Annotated in this window: 17 protein-coding genes; 8 read left to right on the forward strand and 9 right to left on the reverse strand. The window is 39.0% G+C overall.

Going from position 1 to position 20362, the window contains the following annotated elements; all coding sequences use genetic code 11:
• Nucleotides 1-37 precede the first annotated feature (37 nt).
• Nucleotides 38-1096 carry a phosphatase PAP2 family protein gene (locus AQPE_RS23070; RefSeq protein ID WP_318348833.1) on the reverse strand — a complete coding sequence of 353 codons (1059 nt, stop codon included), beginning with the start codon at nucleotides 1094-1096 and terminating at the stop codon, nucleotides 38-40.
• A 2-nt stretch (nucleotides 1097-1098) separates the two neighbouring features.
• Nucleotides 1099-3078 carry an LTA synthase family protein gene (locus AQPE_RS23075; RefSeq protein WP_318348834.1) on the reverse strand — a complete coding sequence of 660 codons (1980 nt, stop codon included), beginning with the start codon at nucleotides 3076-3078 and terminating at the stop codon, nucleotides 1099-1101.
• A gap of 284 nt (nucleotides 3079-3362) precedes the next feature.
• On the opposite strand from AQPE_RS23075, the gene AQPE_RS23080 reads away from it, so the two are divergent.
• Nucleotides 3363-4967: a fumarate hydratase gene (locus AQPE_RS23080; protein ID WP_318348835.1), complete on the forward strand. Its 1605-nt coding sequence runs from the start codon at nucleotides 3363-3365 to the stop codon at nucleotides 4965-4967.
• A gap of 179 nt (nucleotides 4968-5146) precedes the next feature.
• On the forward strand, nucleotides 5147-5524 hold the full coding sequence (locus AQPE_RS23085; protein ID WP_318348836.1) for a hypothetical protein: 378 nt from the start codon (nucleotides 5147-5149) through the stop codon (nucleotides 5522-5524).
• Nucleotides 5525-5590: 66 nt separating this feature from the next.
• Here the strand turns inward: AQPE_RS23085 and AQPE_RS23090 are convergent, their stop codons facing one another.
• The 6 genes from AQPE_RS23090 to AQPE_RS23115 all read right to left on the reverse strand — a co-directional run bounded on the left by AQPE_RS23090 (nucleotide 5591) and on the right by AQPE_RS23115 (nucleotide 11460).
• Entirely contained in the window at nucleotides 5591-6088 is a 498-nt protein-coding gene (locus AQPE_RS23090) for a hypothetical protein (protein WP_318348837.1), read from the reverse strand.
• A gap of 114 nt (nucleotides 6089-6202) precedes the next feature.
• Nucleotides 6203-6571 carry a hypothetical protein gene (locus AQPE_RS23095; protein WP_318348838.1) on the reverse strand — a complete coding sequence of 123 codons (369 nt, stop codon included), beginning with the start codon at nucleotides 6569-6571 and terminating at the stop codon, nucleotides 6203-6205.
• A gap of 83 nt (nucleotides 6572-6654) precedes the next feature.
• Nucleotides 6655-7881, reverse strand: coding sequence for a carcinine hydrolase/isopenicillin-N N-acyltransferase family protein (locus AQPE_RS23100; RefSeq protein ID WP_318348839.1), 1227 nt, complete (start codon nucleotides 7879-7881; stop codon nucleotides 6655-6657).
• Nucleotides 7882-7935: 54 nt separating this feature from the next.
• Nucleotides 7936-8823, reverse strand: coding sequence for an EamA family transporter (locus tag AQPE_RS23105; protein WP_318348840.1), 888 nt, complete (start codon nucleotides 8821-8823; stop codon nucleotides 7936-7938).
• 41 nt (nucleotides 8824-8864) lie between these two features.
• Nucleotides 8865-9467 carry an HAD family hydrolase gene (locus AQPE_RS23110; protein WP_318348841.1) on the reverse strand — a complete coding sequence of 201 codons (603 nt, stop codon included), beginning with the start codon at nucleotides 9465-9467 and terminating at the stop codon, nucleotides 8865-8867.
• Between the two features lie 352 nt (nucleotides 9468-9819).
• A complete protein-coding gene (locus AQPE_RS23115; protein ID WP_318348842.1) occupies nucleotides 9820-11460 on the reverse strand; it encodes a MutS-related protein in 1641 nt (546 codons plus the stop codon).
• Between the two features lie 410 nt (nucleotides 11461-11870).
• On the opposite strand from AQPE_RS23115, the gene AQPE_RS23120 reads away from it, so the two are divergent.
• The 5 genes from AQPE_RS23120 to AQPE_RS23140 all read left to right on the forward strand — a co-directional run bounded on the left by AQPE_RS23120 (nucleotide 11871) and on the right by AQPE_RS23140 (nucleotide 16243).
• A complete protein-coding gene (locus AQPE_RS23120; RefSeq protein ID WP_318348843.1) occupies nucleotides 11871-13205 on the forward strand; it encodes a hypothetical protein in 1335 nt (444 codons plus the stop codon).
• A gap of 127 nt (nucleotides 13206-13332) precedes the next feature.
• The gene (lspA, locus tag AQPE_RS23125) at nucleotides 13333-13848 is read left to right on the forward strand and encodes a signal peptidase II (protein WP_318348844.1); all 516 of its coding nucleotides are present in this window, start codon (nucleotides 13333-13335) and stop codon (nucleotides 13846-13848) included.
• A 138-nt stretch (nucleotides 13849-13986) separates the two neighbouring features.
• Entirely contained in the window at nucleotides 13987-15153 is a 1167-nt protein-coding gene (nhaA, locus tag AQPE_RS23130) for a Na+/H+ antiporter NhaA (protein WP_318348845.1), read from the forward strand.
• Nucleotides 15154-15235: 82 nt separating this feature from the next.
• Entirely contained in the window at nucleotides 15236-15658 is a 423-nt protein-coding gene (locus AQPE_RS23135; RefSeq protein WP_318348846.1) for a GNAT family N-acetyltransferase, read from the forward strand.
• A gap of 144 nt (nucleotides 15659-15802) precedes the next feature.
• Nucleotides 15803-16243 (forward strand): VOC family protein, encoded by a 441-nt coding sequence (locus tag AQPE_RS23140; RefSeq protein WP_318348847.1) that lies wholly within the window; start codon nucleotides 15803-15805, stop codon nucleotides 16241-16243.
• A gap of 51 nt (nucleotides 16244-16294) precedes the next feature.
• Here the strand turns inward: AQPE_RS23140 and AQPE_RS23145 are convergent, their stop codons facing one another.
• A complete protein-coding gene (locus tag AQPE_RS23145; RefSeq protein WP_318348848.1) occupies nucleotides 16295-17938 on the reverse strand; it encodes an AMP-binding protein in 1644 nt (547 codons plus the stop codon).
• A 98-nt stretch (nucleotides 17939-18036) separates the two neighbouring features.
• Between AQPE_RS23145 and AQPE_RS23150 the strand changes: the two genes are divergently transcribed.
• The gene (locus tag AQPE_RS23150; RefSeq protein ID WP_318348849.1) at nucleotides 18037-20358 is read left to right on the forward strand and encodes a TonB-dependent receptor; all 2322 of its coding nucleotides are present in this window, start codon (nucleotides 18037-18039) and stop codon (nucleotides 20356-20358) included.
• Nucleotides 20359-20362: the final 4 nt, after the last annotated feature.

The raw sequence follows: 20362 nt of genomic DNA on the forward strand, positions 1-20362 counted from the left end.
AACCTTTCCAAATGAGTTTTTTCCAATGACTATACTTTTAAAATGTGGCACGGTAACTTAATCCAAGACTTTCTGCTCCCAAATATGCCGGCATTAAAACTGAGGTGGCACCTTTATCGTGCCCTATTTTCGGAATCACCTGATGGCCGCGCGACGATACAATCTTGCCACAAGTGTATCCAATAGCAATGGCCAACGGATAATCGCTGATCCAGTGAACTCCATTATTAAGCATAGCGTAGCCAAGCAATCCCATTAGCGAGTACCCAACTGGCTTAATGTATTTGTTGTCGGGATAATTACTGGCAAGAATTGTAATGGTAGCCATTGCGGTGGCCAAATGACCTGAAGGAAACGCATCGTAATTGGATACACTTTTTTGGTATTTGCCTGGTTTAGGAAAAGGATGCCAATCGCCAGCAGGAACAGGATTCTCTGATTCCATTGCCCTGAAAGGGCTTTGTCGTCCTGTTATCCGTTTTAGGAATTGTGTGGTTAAGCCCAAGGCAAATATACCTTCAGCAATTTGAGAAGTCGTTTGAAGGGCGCGGTAATCGCTGGCTACAAGTCCATAACTATACAATCCGCCAGCGACAAGCATACTGGCCCAACCTTCACCCAGATAATAAATGGCAGAGTTGGCATTGTCCGGAATTTCCATCGCATTTACGTGAAAACCGCCAATATTGAATTCAAGCAACGTTTTTGATGCCCTCGCAGGATTAAGATTAATGTATCGTCCAAATTGTTTGGCTGCATCAGTAATTGGCTGATCAACAAGAACAAGTAATGCCGATCCGGCCAGGATAACTCCCAGTTTGGGCAAGTTTTTCTTCGAGAAAGCGGTTTTGCCCATCGTATAAATGTCAGATGGAACATTCAGCGCAAACTGAAATGGCTTAGGTCTAAAATACAACATTTCAGACTCTTCCGTATTAAAAATCTGTGCTTTGCGAATCTTCAGTGTGTCGCGCCATGCCACATTTACAAGGGTATCTTTCTTTGATTCGGCCTTAACTCTTGCAGCAAGAAAAAAAATAAAAATAGAAACGATAAAATATTTTAGTGCCCTAAAGAGTATAATTTGGACTACCATAATTAATCCCACTTGTTAAGTTTATTCTTATACACATAATTGGCCGACTGATAATAAATAATGGCTTCGTTTTCAATTTCAGGGTCAGTAGCTTCAACCTTCATTTCACCGGTTTGAGGATTGATTTTGTAATGGGTAATTTTTTGCTGCGGACTTAAAATCGATAAGCGGTCGTTTTTGATGTAACCCAGTTTCTGGTAGTTTGAGATAAACGCCCGTTCTTCTTCCGGAGTCATTTTTAAAATGTCTTTTCCAAAGAATTTTGTTTTATAACTCCAGTTCATAACACCTAACAAGGTTGGGGCAACATCAATCTGGCTACAAAGTTTGCCTATTTGTTGCGGACGAACCAATCCCGGATTATAGATCATAAATGGGATCTGATATTCCATAAACGGCAATTCGGCCTGTCCGGCGCTTCCGGCACAATGGTCGGCTACAATAACAAAAATCGTGTTCTTAAACCACGGCTTTTCACTTGCTTTTTGAATGAATTCGCCAATAGCAAAGTCACAATATTTTATTCCGCCGGCACGTGTGGTATGCGATGGAATATCAATTACACCATCAGGATAAGTAAATGGGCGATGGTTCGATGTGGTCATCAAATGATTCAGAAATGGTTTTCCTGCTGCAAACGACTTGTCGCATTCTTTCAATGTCCGGTTAAAAAGATCCTGATCGCACACACCCCAGGCATTTTTAAAAGTAATTTCGTCCTCCTTCAAATCGCTTCGATCAACAATCTGGTAGCCATTGTGCGAGAAAAAATAGTTCATGTTGTCGAAATAGCCATAACCTCCATAGATGTATTTCAGATCATATCCGCGTTCTTTGAAGATTTGCCCAACCGAAAACATATTTTCGTTGTTTGCACGTTTAACCACACTTTGTCCGGGTTTGGGCGGTGCACCAAGAGTTACCGCTTCAAGTCCGTAAATGGTGCGGGTTCCAACAGCATAAAGGTTTGTGAATAACAGAGAACTATCGGCAATGGCATCCAGATAAGGAGTTACATTCCCTTTGTATTTGGTCACATTTCCACTAAAATCCCAAGGATTCTCTTTTTTATTTCGCTTAAATCCCAGAAACTCGGCGCTTAAACTTTCAACCGTGATAAAAACCACATTGTAACGTTTTTCTTCTCCTGAATTGGTAATTTCCCTTGTTATATCGAGAGGTTCGTTACTCAGGTACTTGCTGTTTTCGCTTTTCAGCAAGCTACGAAGCTGCTTGAAATTCTCTTGATTATCATGGACTGCATAAAAAAGATCGTAATCGAGTTCACTGTTTAGAAAAGCTGCAAATAACGAATGAATTCCGTTTTTAGCCAACTCATTGTTGTAGCGGTTTTTAGTAATTTCTACAGTTGTATTTTTAATCAGGATAAACGATAATGCCGGAATGCAAAGCAACACCAATCCTGTTTTCAGCCTGCTTTTAACAATGCTTTTACTTGCCAGCGAACCGACCAGTAATTTCTTTTTCACAACCAAATAAGTGAGAAGAATATCTGCGAAGAGTATTCCTGAAACCAGCAGCGGCAAAGGATATGACTCTTTAATATTTCCCAGAACCTCGGTGGTATAAACCAGATAGTCAACGGCTATAAAGTTGTATCTTACCCCAAATTCTTCCCAAAAGAAATACTCCGAAACGCCATTGAACAAAAGAATATAGAACGTGATAAAATAAGCCACATAGGCAAAGTTCCGGTGAAATGCTGAATTAAAAATCCGGTCAGAAACAAACATCAGGAAAAGCACGAAAGGAATCATGAAATACGAGAAAGCAACAGTATCCATGAACAGACCAGCTCCATACGACCAAATGATATTCAGCGGATTAAAGCTGACATCTTTGAACGACATACTCAACAAAACCGTTCTGCTGACCAGCGAAATAGAGATAAAAACAAGATAAAGTAAAAGGATTCCGCCAAACCGGCGATGAAGGATGTTTTTCAGATTTTTAATGCCCATTATTTTTAATGATTTATTTCAGAATGAAGATTTGGCCAAACAATCAAAATTTATCAGCAAGACAAATATAGAATAATTCTTATTGTCTGCTTCCAACAGATTATTTCGAGTTGACTTACCTCTGATTTACTTCTGAATTTTGTGTTAAAAGTCACGCTTCAACAGAAATGGTTTCAACGTTTTGCCTGTTAATCCTGATGGATTGACTATATTTGTTACCGTTTCAAGCCCATTCGTTTGATTCGGAATTAAATCTATTAATCACTCATTTACAACACAATAAAATGTCCAAATTCGCTTATCAAAAACCATTTCCGATTAAGAAAGATACCACTGCGTATCGTCTTTTGACCAAAGATTTTGTATCGACTGTTGAGTTTGATGGTCGCAAAATTTTAAAAGTTGCTCCTGAAGGACTTGAATTTCTGGCCAAAGAAGCTTTTGCCGATGTTTCGTTCTATCTGCGTGCTGCGCACCTCGAAAAACTGGCATTAATCCTGAAAGATCCGGAAGCAACCGATAACGACCGCTTTGTAGCTTATACCATGCTGATGAATCAGGTTGTTTCTGCTGAAGGCGAATTGCCAACTTGCCAGGATACCGGAACCGCTATCGTGATGGGTAAAAAAGGTGAAAATGTTTATACTGGCGCCGATGATGCCGAATACCTTTCGAAAGGAATATACAATACCTATCAGGAACGGAACCTGCGCTACTCACAAGTGGTGCCGTTTACCATGACCGAAGAGAAAAATACGGGAACAAACCTGCCTGCCCAAATTGATATTTATGCCGAAAAAGGAAACGCCTACGAATTCCTTTTCATTACTAAAGGCGGTGGTTCGGGCAATAAAACATACTTGTATCAGCAGACCAAGTCGTTGCTGACTGAAGAAAACCTGACCAAATTCATCAAGGAAAAAATTATGGATTTAGGTACTTCGGCTTGCCCTCCATACCATTTGGCTATTGTTGTTGGCGGAACTTCTGCCGAAGCCAATTTGGCAACCGTAAAAAAAGCATCTGCTGGTTATCTGGATCATCTGCCAACCGAAGGAAACGAAGGTGGACAGGCTTTCCGCGATCTGGAATGGGAAAAGAAAATTGAAAAAATTGCACAGGAATGTGGCCTTGGCGCCCAGTTTGGTGGCAAATACTTTGTTCACGATGTCCGGGTGATTCGGTTACCACGCCACGCAGCTTCTTGTCCAGTTGGAATTGGGGTTAGTTGCTCGGCCGACCGTAACATCAAGGCAAAAATTACAGAAGACGGTATTTTCCTGGAAGAATTGGAAAAGAATCCGGCACGTTTTCTTCCCGCACAGGCTCCAGGAATGACTCCTGCGGTGGATATTGATCTGGATCAGCCTATGGAAGATGTATTGAAAAAATTATCGCAATATCCGATTAAAACACGCCTGAACCTTTCAGGAACATTGATTGTAGCACGCGATATGGCTCACCTTCGCCTGAAAGAAATGTTGGATGCCGGTCAGCCAATGCCTGAATACCTGAAACGGTATCCTGTTTATTACGCAGGACCTGCAAAAACTCCGAAAGGAATGGCTTCAGGAAGTTTTGGACCAACTACCGCCGGGCGTATGGATCCATACGTTGACTTCTTTATGAGCAAAGGTGGTTCGATGGTGATGGTTGCCAAAGGAAACCGCAGCCAGGCAGTTACCGATGCCTGTAAAAAACACGGCGGATTCTACCTCGGTTCTATTGGCGGACCAGCAGCAATTCTGGCCAAGGACAGCATCAAATCGAGCGAAGTCATTGATATGGAAGAACTTGGAATGGAAGCAGTTCGCAAAATCCGTGTTGAAAATTTCCCTGCGTTCATCATTGTTGACGACAAAGGGAATGACTTCTTTAAACAGTTATAGTCTAGTTGCCACAAAGGCAGAAAGAGGCAAATAGATATTTAATTTTTGTCTATATTTTGTGAGCGGGTGACTTCGAGTCACCCGCTCACTTTTTTTTCATATCTTGAACTTTTAAAGAGTCACCCGCTGAACCCTTTGTATAAACACTGTGTTCCCAGTGATTAACAAACAATTTCGCTATGGAATTAGTCAATCTGCAAAACAACAACATCGAGTTTTTCCTGAATAAAGAAGACATTATTCAGGAAACGGCACAGCAAATCATGAAAGATTTTCGCATGTTTGGCATTGAAATTACCTTCTCCGGAAACATTGAGAATGCTTACCACGAACTTCATGAGCAACTGATTAACCAGATTTCAGTGTATCTCGACCGCGATTACAGCCGATTGATGGCTGTTTTGTATCAGGTTGACATTACTGAACACGAAATAGCCAAAACAACACAGGAACTGCCACATTACAACGATTTGGAAGTTTTGGCGCATCAGGTGATCTTCCGCGACTTGAAGAAAGTGTTGTACCGGAGGTATTACAAATCGAAATCCGAAGAATAATTCAGAAAAAAGTCAAAAAAAACGCCCTGAAGATATTTCCTTCAGGGCGTTCGTAGTTTAACTGAGTTATTTGCTAAGCGATGCAGCTTTATTATTTACCAGCACACACCATTTTTCGGCAAGCTGAAGTTCTCCGGTCAAAGTTAGCCGATCTGTATTTGCGTTGTAGAACTCCACAACTACATCAACTTTGCTTTTATCCTTGTTGGTAAATACCAGGTCTATCCGGTCGAAAGCTTTTATATTGCCTTCCTTAGGTCCTGAAGTGCGGCTAATTTCGGCAACCTTGCACCGAAAAATTTCAGCGAGGTTCACTACAATACTGGTTTCTTTTTCCTTCGTTCTCCGAATTGCAAAAACCATATTTTGGGTTGCATCTATACCTATAACCGAATTGTTCCAAATGTCATATTGCGAAATTTTACAATTATCCTTTTCAGCTAATTGCCTGAGAGGTTGTAAAAATTGTGTTTCTTTTCTCTTTTTACTATTGATAATTAATACGTAAAGGGTAATGACGAAGAGTACGATTATACCTCCGATTACTATTGTACTTGAATCCATTTCTTTATTTGTTTAAAACGTAAATATATGATCTGGCAGACATAACTATGCCAGTCCTATCTGCAAAATGAAAATAGAATTACCTTGCGTTAGCAAGAAACAGGAATAAATGGATTACCAGAAATAATGGAAAGGGAAAATGATATCGGTAGGCTTGAACCCGATCGCCAGATTTTCAGAACGATAAATGTAAGGTAAGTATTTATTAAAAAGCAACTTACCAGCAGCAATCGGACAAGCAGAAAATTGATTAAACGAGTTTTTAAAAGAGGTACGCGAAAACGAGCTGTAAACACTTGCCAGGCTTTCAGTTCGCTCTGAGTTACAAAACAAACTCATCGAATCGGACGAAGTAAAAATAACCTGATTCGCAGATTTTGAGAGGGTATTCAAATTATACACATTTCCGCTGTATATGCCTATCATTAAGCAATACAGAACAGAAATACTCAAAACCGCCGATATTTTCAGGAATCTTTTCACGGCACAAAAATAAACTATTTGGTTCAATAAAAGATGCTGAAATCAATTCAGCATGACCTGCATATTTAAAACTTAATCCAACACTAATTTTTAAACAATTCCAGATTAAATTGTTCCTGATAAGCTTTATCCAAAAACCGATCAACCCAATTGTAGAACGACTGTATGTTTTGAGAGGTGCACTCTTTTTTCTCCAGATCCGATTCTTTTTCGAATATCATCGACTCAATGGGTTGTAGTAACTGCACGTATCCGGTCTTTTGCTTGTTAATAACAGCCGACAGATTGATGTAATTATTCATCCGATCATAGGTTACCGGGAAACATTCTTCTTTAAACTTCAAGGCTGCCGAACAAATTGGCGATCTAAACTGATCGTTCATTGTCACTGCCTTGGGCAGGTTTTCGCCTCCTGCAATCCAAACCGGTATGGCGACTGATGTTAGCGGAAAACCCAATACTGTCCACATCATTGCCTGATCAGCATGTTCCTTATCTTTTGCCCCAACAATACAAATGGCTGCCGAAGTGATAACCCGAGGAATGTAATCGATGAAAAACTTAAATTCAGGAACATCTCTTTTTGCCGGAAGTTCGGCCCACAAATCGGTTTTGGTTAAGGAATGGGTGAGGTTGCGCGACAAGTGATTAAACAAAAACGAAGGTGTCAGTTTTTTATCGGCGGCAGCCTGATTTAAAACTCCTTTGGCAGTGTGGTACCGGCAGAAGCCAAAACCTTTAGTCAGATCGGCCCGCATCGAGTGATTGGTGCGAATCAAAAGTCCATTGGGAGCAATTGCCGGATCGTTGGCATCGTATTTTATGAAATCGCGATTACCCGTTTCGTAATAAGCTGCGCCGCCTGAAGCATCAATAACGCCGAAATTGGCATCAACGCCCATTGGTTTTGGAAGTGTTTCGAGCAATTTTTCAAAGTCTGACAACGATTGGCAAGTTTGCAAGGCCAACTTCATAACCACTCCTTCCTGATCCATAAATTTGGTGGTGTCGCCCAGGTTATTGTTGTAAGCTGCTGTATTGATGATCGCGAATCCGGTTTCGTTGTATCCGCCCCAAATGGCTTTGCTCCAATCTTTTGTGCCGTCAACCAACCCGATGTATTTGTATTTGCCATCGGTAAAATAGGCGAGCGAATTCTGCATCTGATCGGTATCGCGGTTCTTAAAAAGCATTGGCCTGCCATCGGCAGTATATTTTCCTGAAATAAGGAATGTTGTACATGCAAATGTTTGAACGACAAACATCAGGAGAAATCCTGCAATACATACGAATGTTAACTTCTTATCCATTTGAAAATATTTTAGATCGTTTTGGAGTACCTACAAAAGTGCGATTTTATCTGTTCAATTCCCCTTCAAAAGTATAATAACAATTGACCCAACAATCATGATGGCCGTGCCAATTAGCTTTTTGCGGATTCCAAGTTCTTTAAATATCCGGTGTCCGAGCAATACACTAACAATCGTCGAAAGCTGAAAGAGTGATAACGCATATCCAACAGGCATGTGATCGAATGTGTAATTGGTGGTAAACTGCATGGTTCCAACGCAAACAACCAAAAGAGCATACTTGCTTAAATCAGATCGATCTACTTTCTTCAGTTCCTTTTTAAAATCGAGCTGATATGCGAATAAGAGAAGGAATGAAAAAATGGCCCCAAACCAACACCAACTCACAAAAGCCAATGTTGGAGAGGAAACGATTATTATCTTCTTTATAAAAACGGCTTCGATAGCGGTTAGTATCATGGCCCAAATCCTGAACTGAATTTCGCTTTTCTTCAGGAGAGCCCACGAGAATCGCTCCTCGGTAGTATCTAAAACGAAATAACTTCCAGATATAATCAACACTATACCTATGACTCCCCAGACATTTGGGATTTCACGCAATAAGAAAATTCCAGCAACGATTCCAACGACCGATTTATAAGAGTTGATTGGACCAAGTACCGATAGATCGCCTTTCTGAAGCGCTTTCACCAGAAATCCATTGCCCAGAGCGCCTGCAATTCCGCCAAGTACCGAATAAAACCAAAACTGTTGCGGTAATTCGTGCCAGCGAACGTTTAGTGCAATAAAAATGCAGAAGAAAGAGAGTAGGAGATAGGTCATAAAATTAACCAGCAAGGGATGATTCTTTTTCGCCGTGAGCTGCTTTTGAAAAACGTTCGCAAACGGATTGGAAAGTATCCTAAGTAAAACAGCTCCTGTGGTTAATAAAGTCTCAATCATTTCATCGGATATTCATAAAATTAATCTTGCTTGTCGTTAATTTACAAAGCTCCAATCGACCGCAATTTAGCTTCCAGTTGACCCGAATTTTCAAAGTGAATTGCAATTAAACCAATCTCTTCGGCTGCTTTAATGTTTTTCAGGTTATCATCGATAAAAATGGTACGCTCCGCTTTCAGATTATATCGGTCGAGCAATAAGTGGTATAACTTCTGATCAGGCTTAATCAATTTTTCTTCACCGGATACCACAATTCCATCGAATTCTTTAAAGAATGAAAACCGTTTGTAGGCAATTGGTATGGTTTCAGCCGACCAGTTTGTTAAACCAAAGAGCTTGTATTTCTCCTTCAATTGATACAACAGCGAAACCGTTTCGGGAATATCGCTGTGAAGCATCACTTCCCATTGGTCGTAATAAAGCTTTATCAACGAATGATATTCTGGAAATTTCTCCAATAACAAACGAGTACCATCAGCTAACGAACATCCCCGGTCTTGTTCCAGATTCCATTCATCGGTACAAATGTGATGGAGGAAATGCTCCATTTCACTTTCATCCTGAAAATAAATGCGATAAAGGTACCTGGGATTCCAATCGACCAACACACCGCCAAAATCAAATATTACATTTTCTATTTTCATATTCTATAATTATCTAATAAACAGACACATAATGTGTATTGTTTTCTATAAAAATGCGATTATATACCCATTCAACAAATTCAAGAGCAATTATCCTTTGCCGTTCACTTCAGTGAACGGGTTAAAAGAAGATAAGAGATTGGGGCTTTAGCCCTAAATGCTGTGGCTAAAGCCGTTTCGAATTCTTCAATCAGTCCGTCAGCTAAAGCAGACGGCAAATGATAGGCTTCTGAATGTTCGTTTGTGTGATTCACATTAATGTCTCAATCGAACGATCATATCTTTAAACCGATATTCTTTTAAACTCTTTTTTCTATGTGTCTATGTGGTTCAACTTCTCACTAATATACTGCTACCGGATGCCTGCTGGTTCTGCAACATGCTCGCTTTGTAAATTCATCGCCGTTTTATCCAGTTGCTTCGCGAGTGCTATCGCTTCTGCAATTATCGATTCCGGATAATCGTTGATCTGTAGAATTCGGATCGCATTCCGGTTTTTCAATTTTCCATCCTTTAACGTATAATCAAAAGCAACCGTCTTATGGTCTACTTTTTCGCTGAAATGATACAACTCATATTCGTCTTTCAACAAATCAGCCAGCTCAATGTCGTGCGTCGAAACAAAAACTAGGTTATTCTCTTTTGTCAAGGCTGAAAGTACTGCTTTTCCTGCCGAAATTCGTTCAACTGTATTGGTACCTTTAAATATTTCGTCGAGCAAAAACAGGTTCGAAATCGAACTGAAACTATTGTCAACCATTTCCTTGATGGTTAAAACTTCTTCGAAATAATAGCTTTTATCATTCATCAAATCGTCGCTGATTCGAATGGCCGAGAACACCTTTAATCGAGGTAACGAAAAACGATCGGCAAAACAGGTATTTAGCGTCATGGCAGTGATTGCATTAATCCCGATGGTGCGGATGAACGATGTTTTGCCCGACATGTTTGAACCGGTCAGCAGGATTGACTTTCCATCAACCGTAATGCTGTTCTTTACGCATTCAGGAATTAAAGGGTGGTAAGCCTCTTCGGCAATCAGGTGTTTTTGTTTTTTACTGATTTCAGGAATGCAATATTTCTCAAGTCCATGCCTGAACGATGCAATTGAAATCAAAGTGTCAATATGCCCTACAAATTCAAATATGGTCTCAATTTCCTTACGTTTGTTTTCCAAGCGTTTAAGTACTCCGAACAAAAGTAAAGGTTCAATTAGAAATGCTATTTTAAAAATCTCAAGAACGCCCCAGAAAAATACCTGCATGTCGCTCTGAAGTTTCACTTCGAGGTTGAAAAACGACATCCGGTTCCTTACCTGATCAAGAATGTCGGTCGATTGCTGAAGATTTGGATTGATTTCTTTGAGCGCGTCATTTTTAAACAGTTCCTTGGCCACTTTACTTAACTTAAGTAATTGAGGCAAAGAGGCTAAATATTCAAACAGGTTTTTCTTATTCCAATAATGAACGCCCATGTTAATCACAAAAACTCCAAGAAAAATGAAAATCAGACTTGGATTGAAAATCATCATGACCAACGACAACAGGCTGGTAAAGGCCAGAAGCCGAACAATAAAAAACCATTTGGGTGGCTTCAAATGCTCTTCCTGAAAAAGAGAGGTAATGTAAAAAGCTTCGCGGTCGTTCAATCGGGCCAGCTCACTTTGAATATTGACCCGGAAGTCCGGTTCATTCGCGAATTTTTCGATTAATGTTTCAAAACCTGTGATTTCATTCGAATGCGAAGGAATGGTTCGCAACCGGTTATATAAAAATTGCTGCCCGATCTTTGAATTGGTGCGATCGACAAATAGGTATAATTCCTGAAAATCCAGATCATTACATGTTTTGTCTGACAAAACCTGAAAAGCTCCGGAATGATCCTTCTTTCTGAAATAACTTTCGATCTGCTCCATATCGAACGATTCGCTTTTCAGTTTACCGAATGAATGGAGTAACTTTTCGCGGGCTTTTTTAGTTCGAAAATTTGTCATTGTTGTAAGGTATGGTCACTTTACTGTCAAGTCAACCGGACTGTATCCGATCAAAAATCGCTTTCCAACAATTGGTCTATATTTTTTGATAAATATAAATAACTTATCAACGATCAGACTTGAATGTGAGTTTTATTTTTGTCAACCGTTTGATCGTTAATTTAAACTTCATTTTAAAATGATAAAGACAATAGGAAGTGCAGGTTTACAACTGAAGAAAACAAGTAAATAAGGGATAAATAGCTTTGATATCTAGCCACAACCCATTACATTTAACACAACATAAAAATCAAACACTTACAGCAAAATATCCCAGATTGATACTTTTTTGAAGCTTTGAAAAAGGACAATGAACTTGGTGGTGTTTGTTGTTATTTCTCATATTGAACAGCCGACAAAAAACAACTAAAATGAAAAGAAATATTACAGGAATTTCACTTCTGATTATTATTCTCGTTTTTTACCAATGCAGAAAAGAAACTGTGCATGAGAAACTTGTCGATATCACTGACAATCTTTTTTTAAATGCATTAATTGAAAGTGGAGTAGATACTGACAATGATAAATTGATTAGCCTGGTTGAAGCTGAGGCAGTGACATATTTGGATGTAAGTGCAACCGGAATTTTTGATTTAAAGGGAATTGAAAACTTTACCAATCTGGAAACATTTTTTTGTTCTAAAAACAACCTGAAAGAGATTGATCTTTCAAAAAATAGTGCATTAAAGGAACTTGCAGTTAATGAAAATCAATTGGCAGATTTAAATCTGGAATACAATCAGAACCTGACAGGATTTTACTGTTCAGGTAACAAATTAATTAATCTCGATATATCGGATAAGAAATTCTTGACAAAGTTAAACTGTGAAAACAACAAATTAAAGACCCTTAATGTATCAGGAAATTCTGCGCTGAAAGAATTTAATTGTGATGAAAATAACCTTGAAGAATTGGACCTTTCTACCTGCATTGCACTTGAAACATTACATTGCTATCACAATCAGCTCAACTCACTTGATTTAACAGGAAATATAGAATTAAGGTACCTGGATTGCAGAGTAAATAAAATCAGTAATGTAAATCTCAGTAAAAGTACAAATCTCGAATTTCTGAATTGTAGTAACAACATTCAATTGAGTTCGCTTGACATTTCCAATGTTTCAGCATTAAAAGATCTGTGGTGCAGCTATGCTGATTTACGAATGCTTGATGTTTCGAAAAATTTAATGCTTAGAACTATAGTTTGCGCCACAAATAAAATTGCCGATCTTAATGTTTCGGGGAATCATAATTTAGGTGTTTTAAGGTGTGACGAAAACCTAATTTCAAAGCTTGATATTTCTAAAAACGAAGAATTAAGTATTCTTTTTTGCGGACAAAATTTACTGGACAGCATCGATCTCTCGAATAATTCAGCGCTGACATTTTTAGATTGCGGGAACAATACAATCCAAAAGCTGGATGTCGCAAAAAACTTAAAACTTGAATCATTGAGTTGCTATCAAACTGAAATAAAAATCCTGGATGTAACTCAAAATGAATCATTAGTACAACTGTGTTGTTCGCATACAAATCTGGAGCAGCTTAATATTTCATCAAATAAAAAACTCAGATCATTATGGCTCGAAAATATGCCTAAACTAAATAAAGTATGTGTTTGGAATTTGCCTTTCCCACCTAACGGAAATTTTGATTTAAGAGCAGATAATTCACCAAATGTTTACTTTACCGCCAACTGCAACTAATATTAGATTTCCTTTTTGTCGCAGAACCAAGCTTTGCATAAGTCGTAGGTTTTTGCACTACCTGGAATACGGACAAATGATTTAGAATTAGTGAGTGATTAGAAACTTAAAAACATAAATACAAGCGTTGAAAGCAAAAAGAGCATTAAGGAATTTTCTTGTTATAGTTATATTGATTTCAAATATTAGTTGTGACCAGATTTCAAAGGATATTGTCAGACAAAACATTGAATATAACACTCATATAAATGTAATAAGTAAGTATTTAATTCTTACCAAGGTTGAGAATACAGGGGCATTTTTAGGACTCGGAAATTCAATTCCAAGATCGATCTATAAATTAGTAATGATTGTATTACCATTAATTGTAATTGGATATGCTTTTTATTATTTGATGAAAAGGAATAATTTATCTAAACTTCTAATTATTGGGATAAGTTTTGCTATTGGCGGTGGATTTGGAAATATCTATGATAGAATATTATATGGTTCTGTGACAGACTTTTTGTACTTTGATTTTGTTTTGTTCCATACTGGTATTGTAAATATGGCTGATATTTCTGTAACAATAGGATTTTTTATGATAATATACGGGTTGTCTATCAATCAAAAAGAATTTAAAACTGTTACAATTGAGAAATAAAAAGCCCAGCCGGATTTCGGTGCTTCGACAGGAAAGTAATAAATTGGAGAAGCCATACTTCCGGGAGGTTCTACATTGCATACCGTTTCGAAACGTAGGCGGCATTTACAATAAACATAAAACCAGGAGATACATAGGATGAAATTAACAAAGCTATACAAAGAATTTTTTGAAAGCGAGAAAGCGGGTGGACTAATTTTAGTTTTTGTGACCGCTCTTTCTCTTGTTCTTGCAAACTCTGCCTGGCAAACAAACTATATCAATTTTTGGCATTTTAATTTGGGCGGCCATAGTATTGTTCATTGGATTAATGATGGATTGATGACTATCTTTTTTTTGCTCATTGGGTTGGAATTAGAACGAGAAATATACAAAGGAGAGCTTTCCGACATAAAAAATGCTTCATTGCCAATTGTTGGGGCATTGGGCGGTATGCTTATTCCTGCAGGGATATTTTTAGTACTCAACTTCGGAACAGCTACTCAAGCAGGTGCAGGTATTCCAATGGCAACAGATATTGCTTTTGCAATTGGAATTTTATCACTTCTGGGTAATCGTGTTCCTGCTTCACTAAAAATATTCTTGCTGGCCGTTGCAATAGTCGACGATCTGGGAGCAATTCTGATCATTGCAATTTTCTACACAACCACAATCGTTTTTACAAATTTGTTTATTGCATTGGGCATCTGGGGTTTGCTTATTATTCTCAACCGACTTAAAGTTTACAATTTAATTCCTTATTTAATTGGGGGTATCGTCATGTGGTATTTTATGCTGCATTCGGGCGTTCACGCAACGATAACAGGAGTTTTATTGGCTTTAGCTGTTCCATTTGGGAACGGTGGAGAGAAATCTCCGTCATATATTCTTCAACATTTACTGCATAAACCAGTTGCATTTCTAATTCTCCCCTTATTTGCGATTGCCAACACTTGCATTTCAATTGGCGACAGTTGGCAAAGTGGTTTAGGTCAAGTCAATAGTTTAGGGATTATTGCAGGGCTATTAATCGGAAAACCTTTAGGCATTTTTCTCTTTTCATTTATTGGTGTTAGCTTCGGAATTTGTGCATTGCCGAGCGACTTGAAATGGAAAAACATTATTGGCGCAGGATTTTTAGCTGGTATTGGTTTTACAATGTCAATCTTCATTACACTTCTTGCTTTTGACGATACTGAAATCGTAAACAATTCAAAAATTGCAATTCTTATCGCTTCATTTATTGCAGGAACAATTGGATTCATCTTTCTTAAACTGACACTTAAAACACAAGTAAAAAAAGGACGGCAATTAGTCACTACGTGAAACTATCTACACTAATTCCATAAAAAAGGAGATTCTGACAAATTTTCTGGCTTTATTTAGATAATTATAAAAACTTGCACCGATGAACTTACGACTACAAATTGATACGGCAAATATTAACTGGGATTTAATTGTTGAAATACTTCAAAAAGCTGGCATGGCTTATTATACAGCCGAAATTCACAAGCGAGCATTTAGTAATAGCCAAGTTGTTGTATTTGTATTCGATGAAGAAAATCTGGTAGGTTTTGGTAGAGCTATATCCGATGGAGAATATCAAGCTGCTATTTATGATGTTGCCGTAATTCCTGACTTTCAGGGAAAGGGAATAGGTAAAATGATCATTCAAACCATTGTTGAAAAAATTCCGAATTGCAATTTCATTTTATATGCTTCACCCGGAAAGGAAACGTTTTATGAAAAAGAAAATTTCAAACGAATGAAGACAGGAATGGCTTTGTTTATTAATAGTGAACGAATGCAACGAAATGGGTTTACAGAGTAAAACAAATAACGATCCGCTTGACAAAAATTCATATGTCAATTGCCGTTTATAAAAAGAAAATAGAACCGGATGAATAGATTATTGACAATAATTTCACTTGTTGCACTTTTTGCAAGCTGTGCTTCAACAACAAAAACAAAAAATATGAAAGACAACGAAAATCAAACAGACCACTCAACTTCACCTGTTGATACAACACCAAAGGTGACAGGAATTGGAGGTATTTTCTTTTATTCAGAAAATCCGCAGGTAGCAAAAGAATGGTATACCAAAAATTTAGGGATTGAAATCAACGAATGGGGTTCGTCGAGTTTTGAATCCAGAGACATTAACAATCCTGACGAGATAAACTCTCTTCAATGGAGTCCTTTCAAAAAAGGAGATGAATATTTTTCCCCATCTAAAAAGGAATTCATGATTAATTACCGGGTTCAGAATATTGAGGGACTTCTAACCAAACTCAAAGGAAACGGAGTAACCATACTTGACAGCATTGCAACTTACGATTATGGGAAATTTGTACATATCATGGACACCGAAGGAAACAAGATAGAACTATGGGAACCTGTTGACAGCAAAGAGTAAATCCCGCATCGCTGGACGAGTTTTCTTAAATTTGTCCTCGTGCCTTTATGGCTAATTGTATAAAAAACGTTTAATCTTTTGCGTGGCAGTCTTTTCAAAAGGTTCGGGCTGAATGGTTACCAACTGTACCTGCGAAAACTTGTTTACGTTTTCGTTAATGTAGTTTTGTAATTCTTTCAAGACCTCATTCATCTTTTGTTCGGCCTGTTGAGAACCCTTTTCAATCAGTTCCGAATATTTGGCCTGCAGCTCTTCCATGTTCAAATGTACGAGAGCCACCAATCTTCCTTTCTGATGAACAACCAGCGATTCAAGCACATCAGGGAATTCATTGATGACTGACTCAATTTCTTCAGGATATATATTTTCGCCACTCGCCCCAATGATAATGTTTTTTAACCGACCTCTGATGTGCAAATACCCATCCTGGTCGAACGCGCCCAAATCTCCGGTTTTAAACCATCCATCGGGAGTTATAACCTCGGCTGTCAATAAAGGTTCTTTGTAATAACCCTTCATCACATTGGCTCCTCTGGCCCCTATTTCTCCTTCGCCGGTTTTCCGATCCGGATGATTAATTTTCATTTCAACTCCGGCTATTGCCGGACCGGTGGATTGCAGACGGAAGGCATATGTTTTCATCCCGGCCAAAAGCGGTGCAGTTTCGGTCAGTCCATAACCAATGCTGTACGGGAAATTAGCTTCTATCAGGAATTGTTCTACTTTACGGTCGAGCTTGGCACCGCCAATACCGAAGAATTCAAGTTTACCGCCAAAGGTTTCCATTAATTTTTTGCCCGCAATACGATTTAAAATTTTCCGGATAAACGATACTTTGTACAACTGGCGAACCGTCCATTTTTTTGTAAAAGCCGGAAGAATCCGATTCCGGTAAATCTTTTCGATGATCAGCGGAACAGCAAATATCATAGTGGGCTTTACTTCAAGTAATGCTGGAAGTAGAACAGATGGAGTTGGTTGTTTGCCAAGATAATAAACAGATGACCCACAAAGCATCGGCATCACAAAACCCAACGAATTTTCGTAGGTGTGCGATAATGGGAGAATCGAAAGATAGCGATCATTTTCATTTACTGGTCTGACACTTAACGCCTGCTCTGCTGTAATTGAAATATTTTTATGGCTCAGCATTACACCTTTCGGATTGCCTGTTGTACCTGAAGTATAAATGATCGCAGCTAAGTCATCTTCCTGAATATCATACAAATTTGAAGGCTTCAGATTCAACTGATAAACTGGCAATTCATTATCCGTTTTGGCCACCGTAAAATCCTCTATCCGAATCTGGCGAATCGTTGTATTCGCTTTCAACTGATCTAGTTTTGTCGCCAGCTTTTCTGAAACAAAGATGGCTTTCGTTTCAGAATGGTTGATAATATTTTCAATTTCAGAAACAGTAAAATCGGGTAGAAGCGGTACAGCAACGGCTCCCATGAAAGTTATAGCAAAATAAGCAATTCCCCAATTGGGCATATTTGTACTTAAAATCGCAACTTTATCACCGGATTGCAAACCCAGATCTTCAAGCAGCCTGATCAGTGCTTCGATTCTCTGATTTAATTCGGTATAGGTATATGGCTTTTCATCCACCAGAGAAAGAGAAGGTCTGGCTCCGAATTTTGCAACAATTTGCTTAAACCGCGCCGGAAGCGTATAACTGATCGTATTGTTCATTACTGATTGTTTAAGAGTGTTAAAAATACAATATTTATTGTAGGGTAAAACAGACATACAACGGAATAACCCTATATTTAAAACCTATTTCTAAATCTATGGTTTTTTCGCGCGTCTTATCTGCTTTCGGTTTTGTTGTTCTTTGCTTTGGGGCATTTTCACAACAAAATTATACGGTAAGCGGAACGATCTCGGATGCTTCGAACGGCGAAAACCTGATTGGCGCTATTGTGACGATTCAGAACACAAATTATGCTACGGTTTGTAATTCCTATGGGTTCTATTCCATATCCATTCCTGAAGGCGATTACACCATCAATATCAGGCAAATGGGTTATTCCAATCAGCTTTTACCCTTGAAACTTCACTCCAGCCAACTTATTAATTTCAAGATGAATGCAATAAGTTACGAGCTTGACGATGTTGAAGTGAGTGGACAACGAGGCGACCGGAACGTTTCTTCGCTGGAAATGGGAAATGTAAAGATTAATCCAAAGCAAATTGAGAACATTCCGGTGCTTTTTGGCGAACGCGATTTGATTAAAACCATGCAGTTGATGCCCGGAGTAAAACAGGCTGGTGAAGGAAACACAGGTTTTTATGTACGTGGCGGCGGATTAGATCAAAACCTTATTCTGCTCGACGAAGCTCCGGTTTACAACGCTTCTCACTTGTTGGGCTTTTTCTCAGTCTTCAATTCGGAAGCCATTCGCGATGCCAATCTGCTCAAAGGGTCAATTCCGGCGGAGTACGGCGGCCGAGCGTCATCTGTATTGGATATCCGAATGAAGGAAGGAAACTTGAAAGAATATGAAACTACCGGAAATGTAGGATTGATTGCGTCGAACCTGAGTTTCGAAGGGCCGATAAAAGAAGATGTGAGCTCGTTTATGGTGAGTGCCCGCCGCACCTATGCCGATTTGTTTCTGCAATTCGCCCCTGATAAAGACATTCGTGACGCCAAGTTGTATTTCTACGACATCAATATGAAAACCAACTTTAAACTGAATCCGTCGAGCCGGTTATTTATTTCAGGTTATTTCGGTCGCGACAAGTTTCGGATTCCGGATCAATTTGGATTTGACTGGGGAAGCAAAACGGCAACAGTCAGACTCAACCATACATTTAGTGAAAAACTATTTTCGAACAGCTCCTTTATTTTCAGCAATTATTCGTACCAGATTGATATTTCAGGGGATAAGGATGTTGTTATGGGATCGCACATTCAGGATTTTAACCTGAAGCAGGATTTTAGCTGGTATCCAAATACCCGAAATACACTCAAATTTGGCATTAACCTGATTGCCCATAAAATAGTTCCGGGCGAAATCGATGCGTCGCCAACCAGTATTTACAATTCTTTGGCAGTGAGACCTCGCAGGGCATTTGAGAATTCAGTGTATATTTCAAACAGTCAGCAGTTATCAGGGCGGTTGCAGGTTTATTATGGTTTGCGGCTGGCATTGTTCTCGAATGTTGGTCCGGGAGACTTTTACCAGTTCGATTCGAATGGAAAACTTTTACAATTGACTAGTTATGATCATTTTAAATGGGTAAGAACACAAGGCGGACCGGAACCCCGGCTGGCAATCAATTATCAGTTGAGCAGTCAGGCGGCAGTAAAAGCCTCGTACAACCGCATCTACCAATTTATTCATTTGCTTTCCAATTCAACATCGTCGACACCAACCGATGTTTGGTTGCCTAGTAGCGATAATGTGAAACCACAACTGTCCGATCAGTGGTCACTGGGCTATTTCAGGAATATGAAACAGAATATGTTCGAATCGTCAATCGAGGTTTATTATAAAAATCTGCAAAACCAGATTGATTACAGAAATGGAGCCGACCTGGTTTTTAACTCGACCGTTGAAGCCGAATTGGTTTATGGACGCGGCTGGGCTTATGGCGCTGAATTTTTGTTCAGGAAGAATTATGGAAAGCTGACTGGTTGGCTGGGTTACACCTGGTCGAAAACGATGCGTCAGTTCGACCTGATTAACGACGGCAACCCTTTTCCCGCAAGGCAGGATAGACGTCATGATGTTTCCATCGTTGCGATGTATAATTTGAGCCGTAAACTAAATTTTTCGGCAACTTGGGTTTACAATACCGGAAATGCTGTAACTTTCCCCAATGGTAAATACACCATCGACGGAAAAACGATAGGGTATTACACCCAGCGCAACGGATATCGGATGCCCGATTATCACCGGCTCGATTTAGGTGTAACCTGGATCAGAAAACAGACAGCACGTTTTGAATCGAGCTGGAACTTTTCGGTTTATAATGCTTATGGTCGTGAAAACGCTTATTTTATCTCTTTCAGGCAAAATAAAGACAATCCTGACCAAACAGAAGCCGTCCAGATTTCATTGTTTAAGTTCATTCCATCAGTAAGTTATAAGTTTAAATTCTAAATTA

Origin of the sequence: Aquipluma nitroreducens (assembly GCF_009689585.1) — a bacterium.
Classification (GTDB): Bacteria; Bacteroidota; Bacteroidia; order Bacteroidales; family Prolixibacteraceae; genus Aquipluma; species Aquipluma nitroreducens.

Bases quoted from the DNA above. Each gene is read 5' to 3' on its own strand.
- AQPE_RS23075 (WP_318348834.1), bottom strand. From the start codon at position 3,078: ATGGGCATTAAAAATCTGAAAAACATCCTTCATCGCCGGTTTGGCGGA.
- AQPE_RS23115 (WP_318348842.1), bottom strand. From the start codon at position 11,460: ATGACAAATTTTCGAACTAAAAAAGCCCGCGAAAAGTTACTCCATTCA.
- AQPE_RS23085 (WP_318348836.1), top strand. From the start codon at position 5,147: ATGGAATTAGTCAATCTGCAAAACAACAACATCGAGTTTTTCCTGAAT.
- AQPE_RS23070 (WP_318348833.1), bottom strand. From the start codon at position 1,096: ATGGTAGTCCAAATTATACTCTTTAGGGCACTAAAATATTTTATCGTT.
- AQPE_RS23080 (WP_318348835.1), top strand. From the start codon at position 3,363: ATGTCCAAATTCGCTTATCAAAAACCATTTCCGATTAAGAAAGATACC.
- AQPE_RS23135 (WP_318348846.1), top strand. From the start codon at position 15,236: ATGAACTTACGACTACAAATTGATACGGCAAATATTAACTGGGATTTA.
- AQPE_RS23145 (WP_318348848.1), bottom strand. From the start codon at position 17,938: ATGAACAATACGATCAGTTATACGCTTCCGGCGCGGTTTAAGCAAATT.
- nhaA (WP_318348845.1), top strand. From the start codon at position 13,987: ATGAAATTAACAAAGCTATACAAAGAATTTTTTGAAAGCGAGAAAGCG.
- AQPE_RS23105 (WP_318348840.1), bottom strand. From the start codon at position 8,823: ATGATTGAGACTTTATTAACCACAGGAGCTGTTTTACTTAGGATACTT.
- AQPE_RS23110 (WP_318348841.1), bottom strand. From the start codon at position 9,467: ATGAAAATAGAAAATGTAATATTTGATTTTGGCGGTGTGTTGGTCGAT.
- AQPE_RS23140 (WP_318348847.1), top strand. From the start codon at position 15,803: ATGAAAGACAACGAAAATCAAACAGACCACTCAACTTCACCTGTTGAT.
- AQPE_RS23100 (WP_318348839.1), bottom strand. From the start codon at position 7,881: ATGGATAAGAAGTTAACATTCGTATGTATTGCAGGATTTCTCCTGATG.
- AQPE_RS23150 (WP_318348849.1), top strand. From the start codon at position 18,037: ATGGTTTTTTCGCGCGTCTTATCTGCTTTCGGTTTTGTTGTTCTTTGC.
- AQPE_RS23090 (WP_318348837.1), bottom strand. From the start codon at position 6,088: ATGGATTCAAGTACAATAGTAATCGGAGGTATAATCGTACTCTTCGTC.
- AQPE_RS23120 (WP_318348843.1), top strand. From the start codon at position 11,871: ATGAAAAGAAATATTACAGGAATTTCACTTCTGATTATTATTCTCGTT.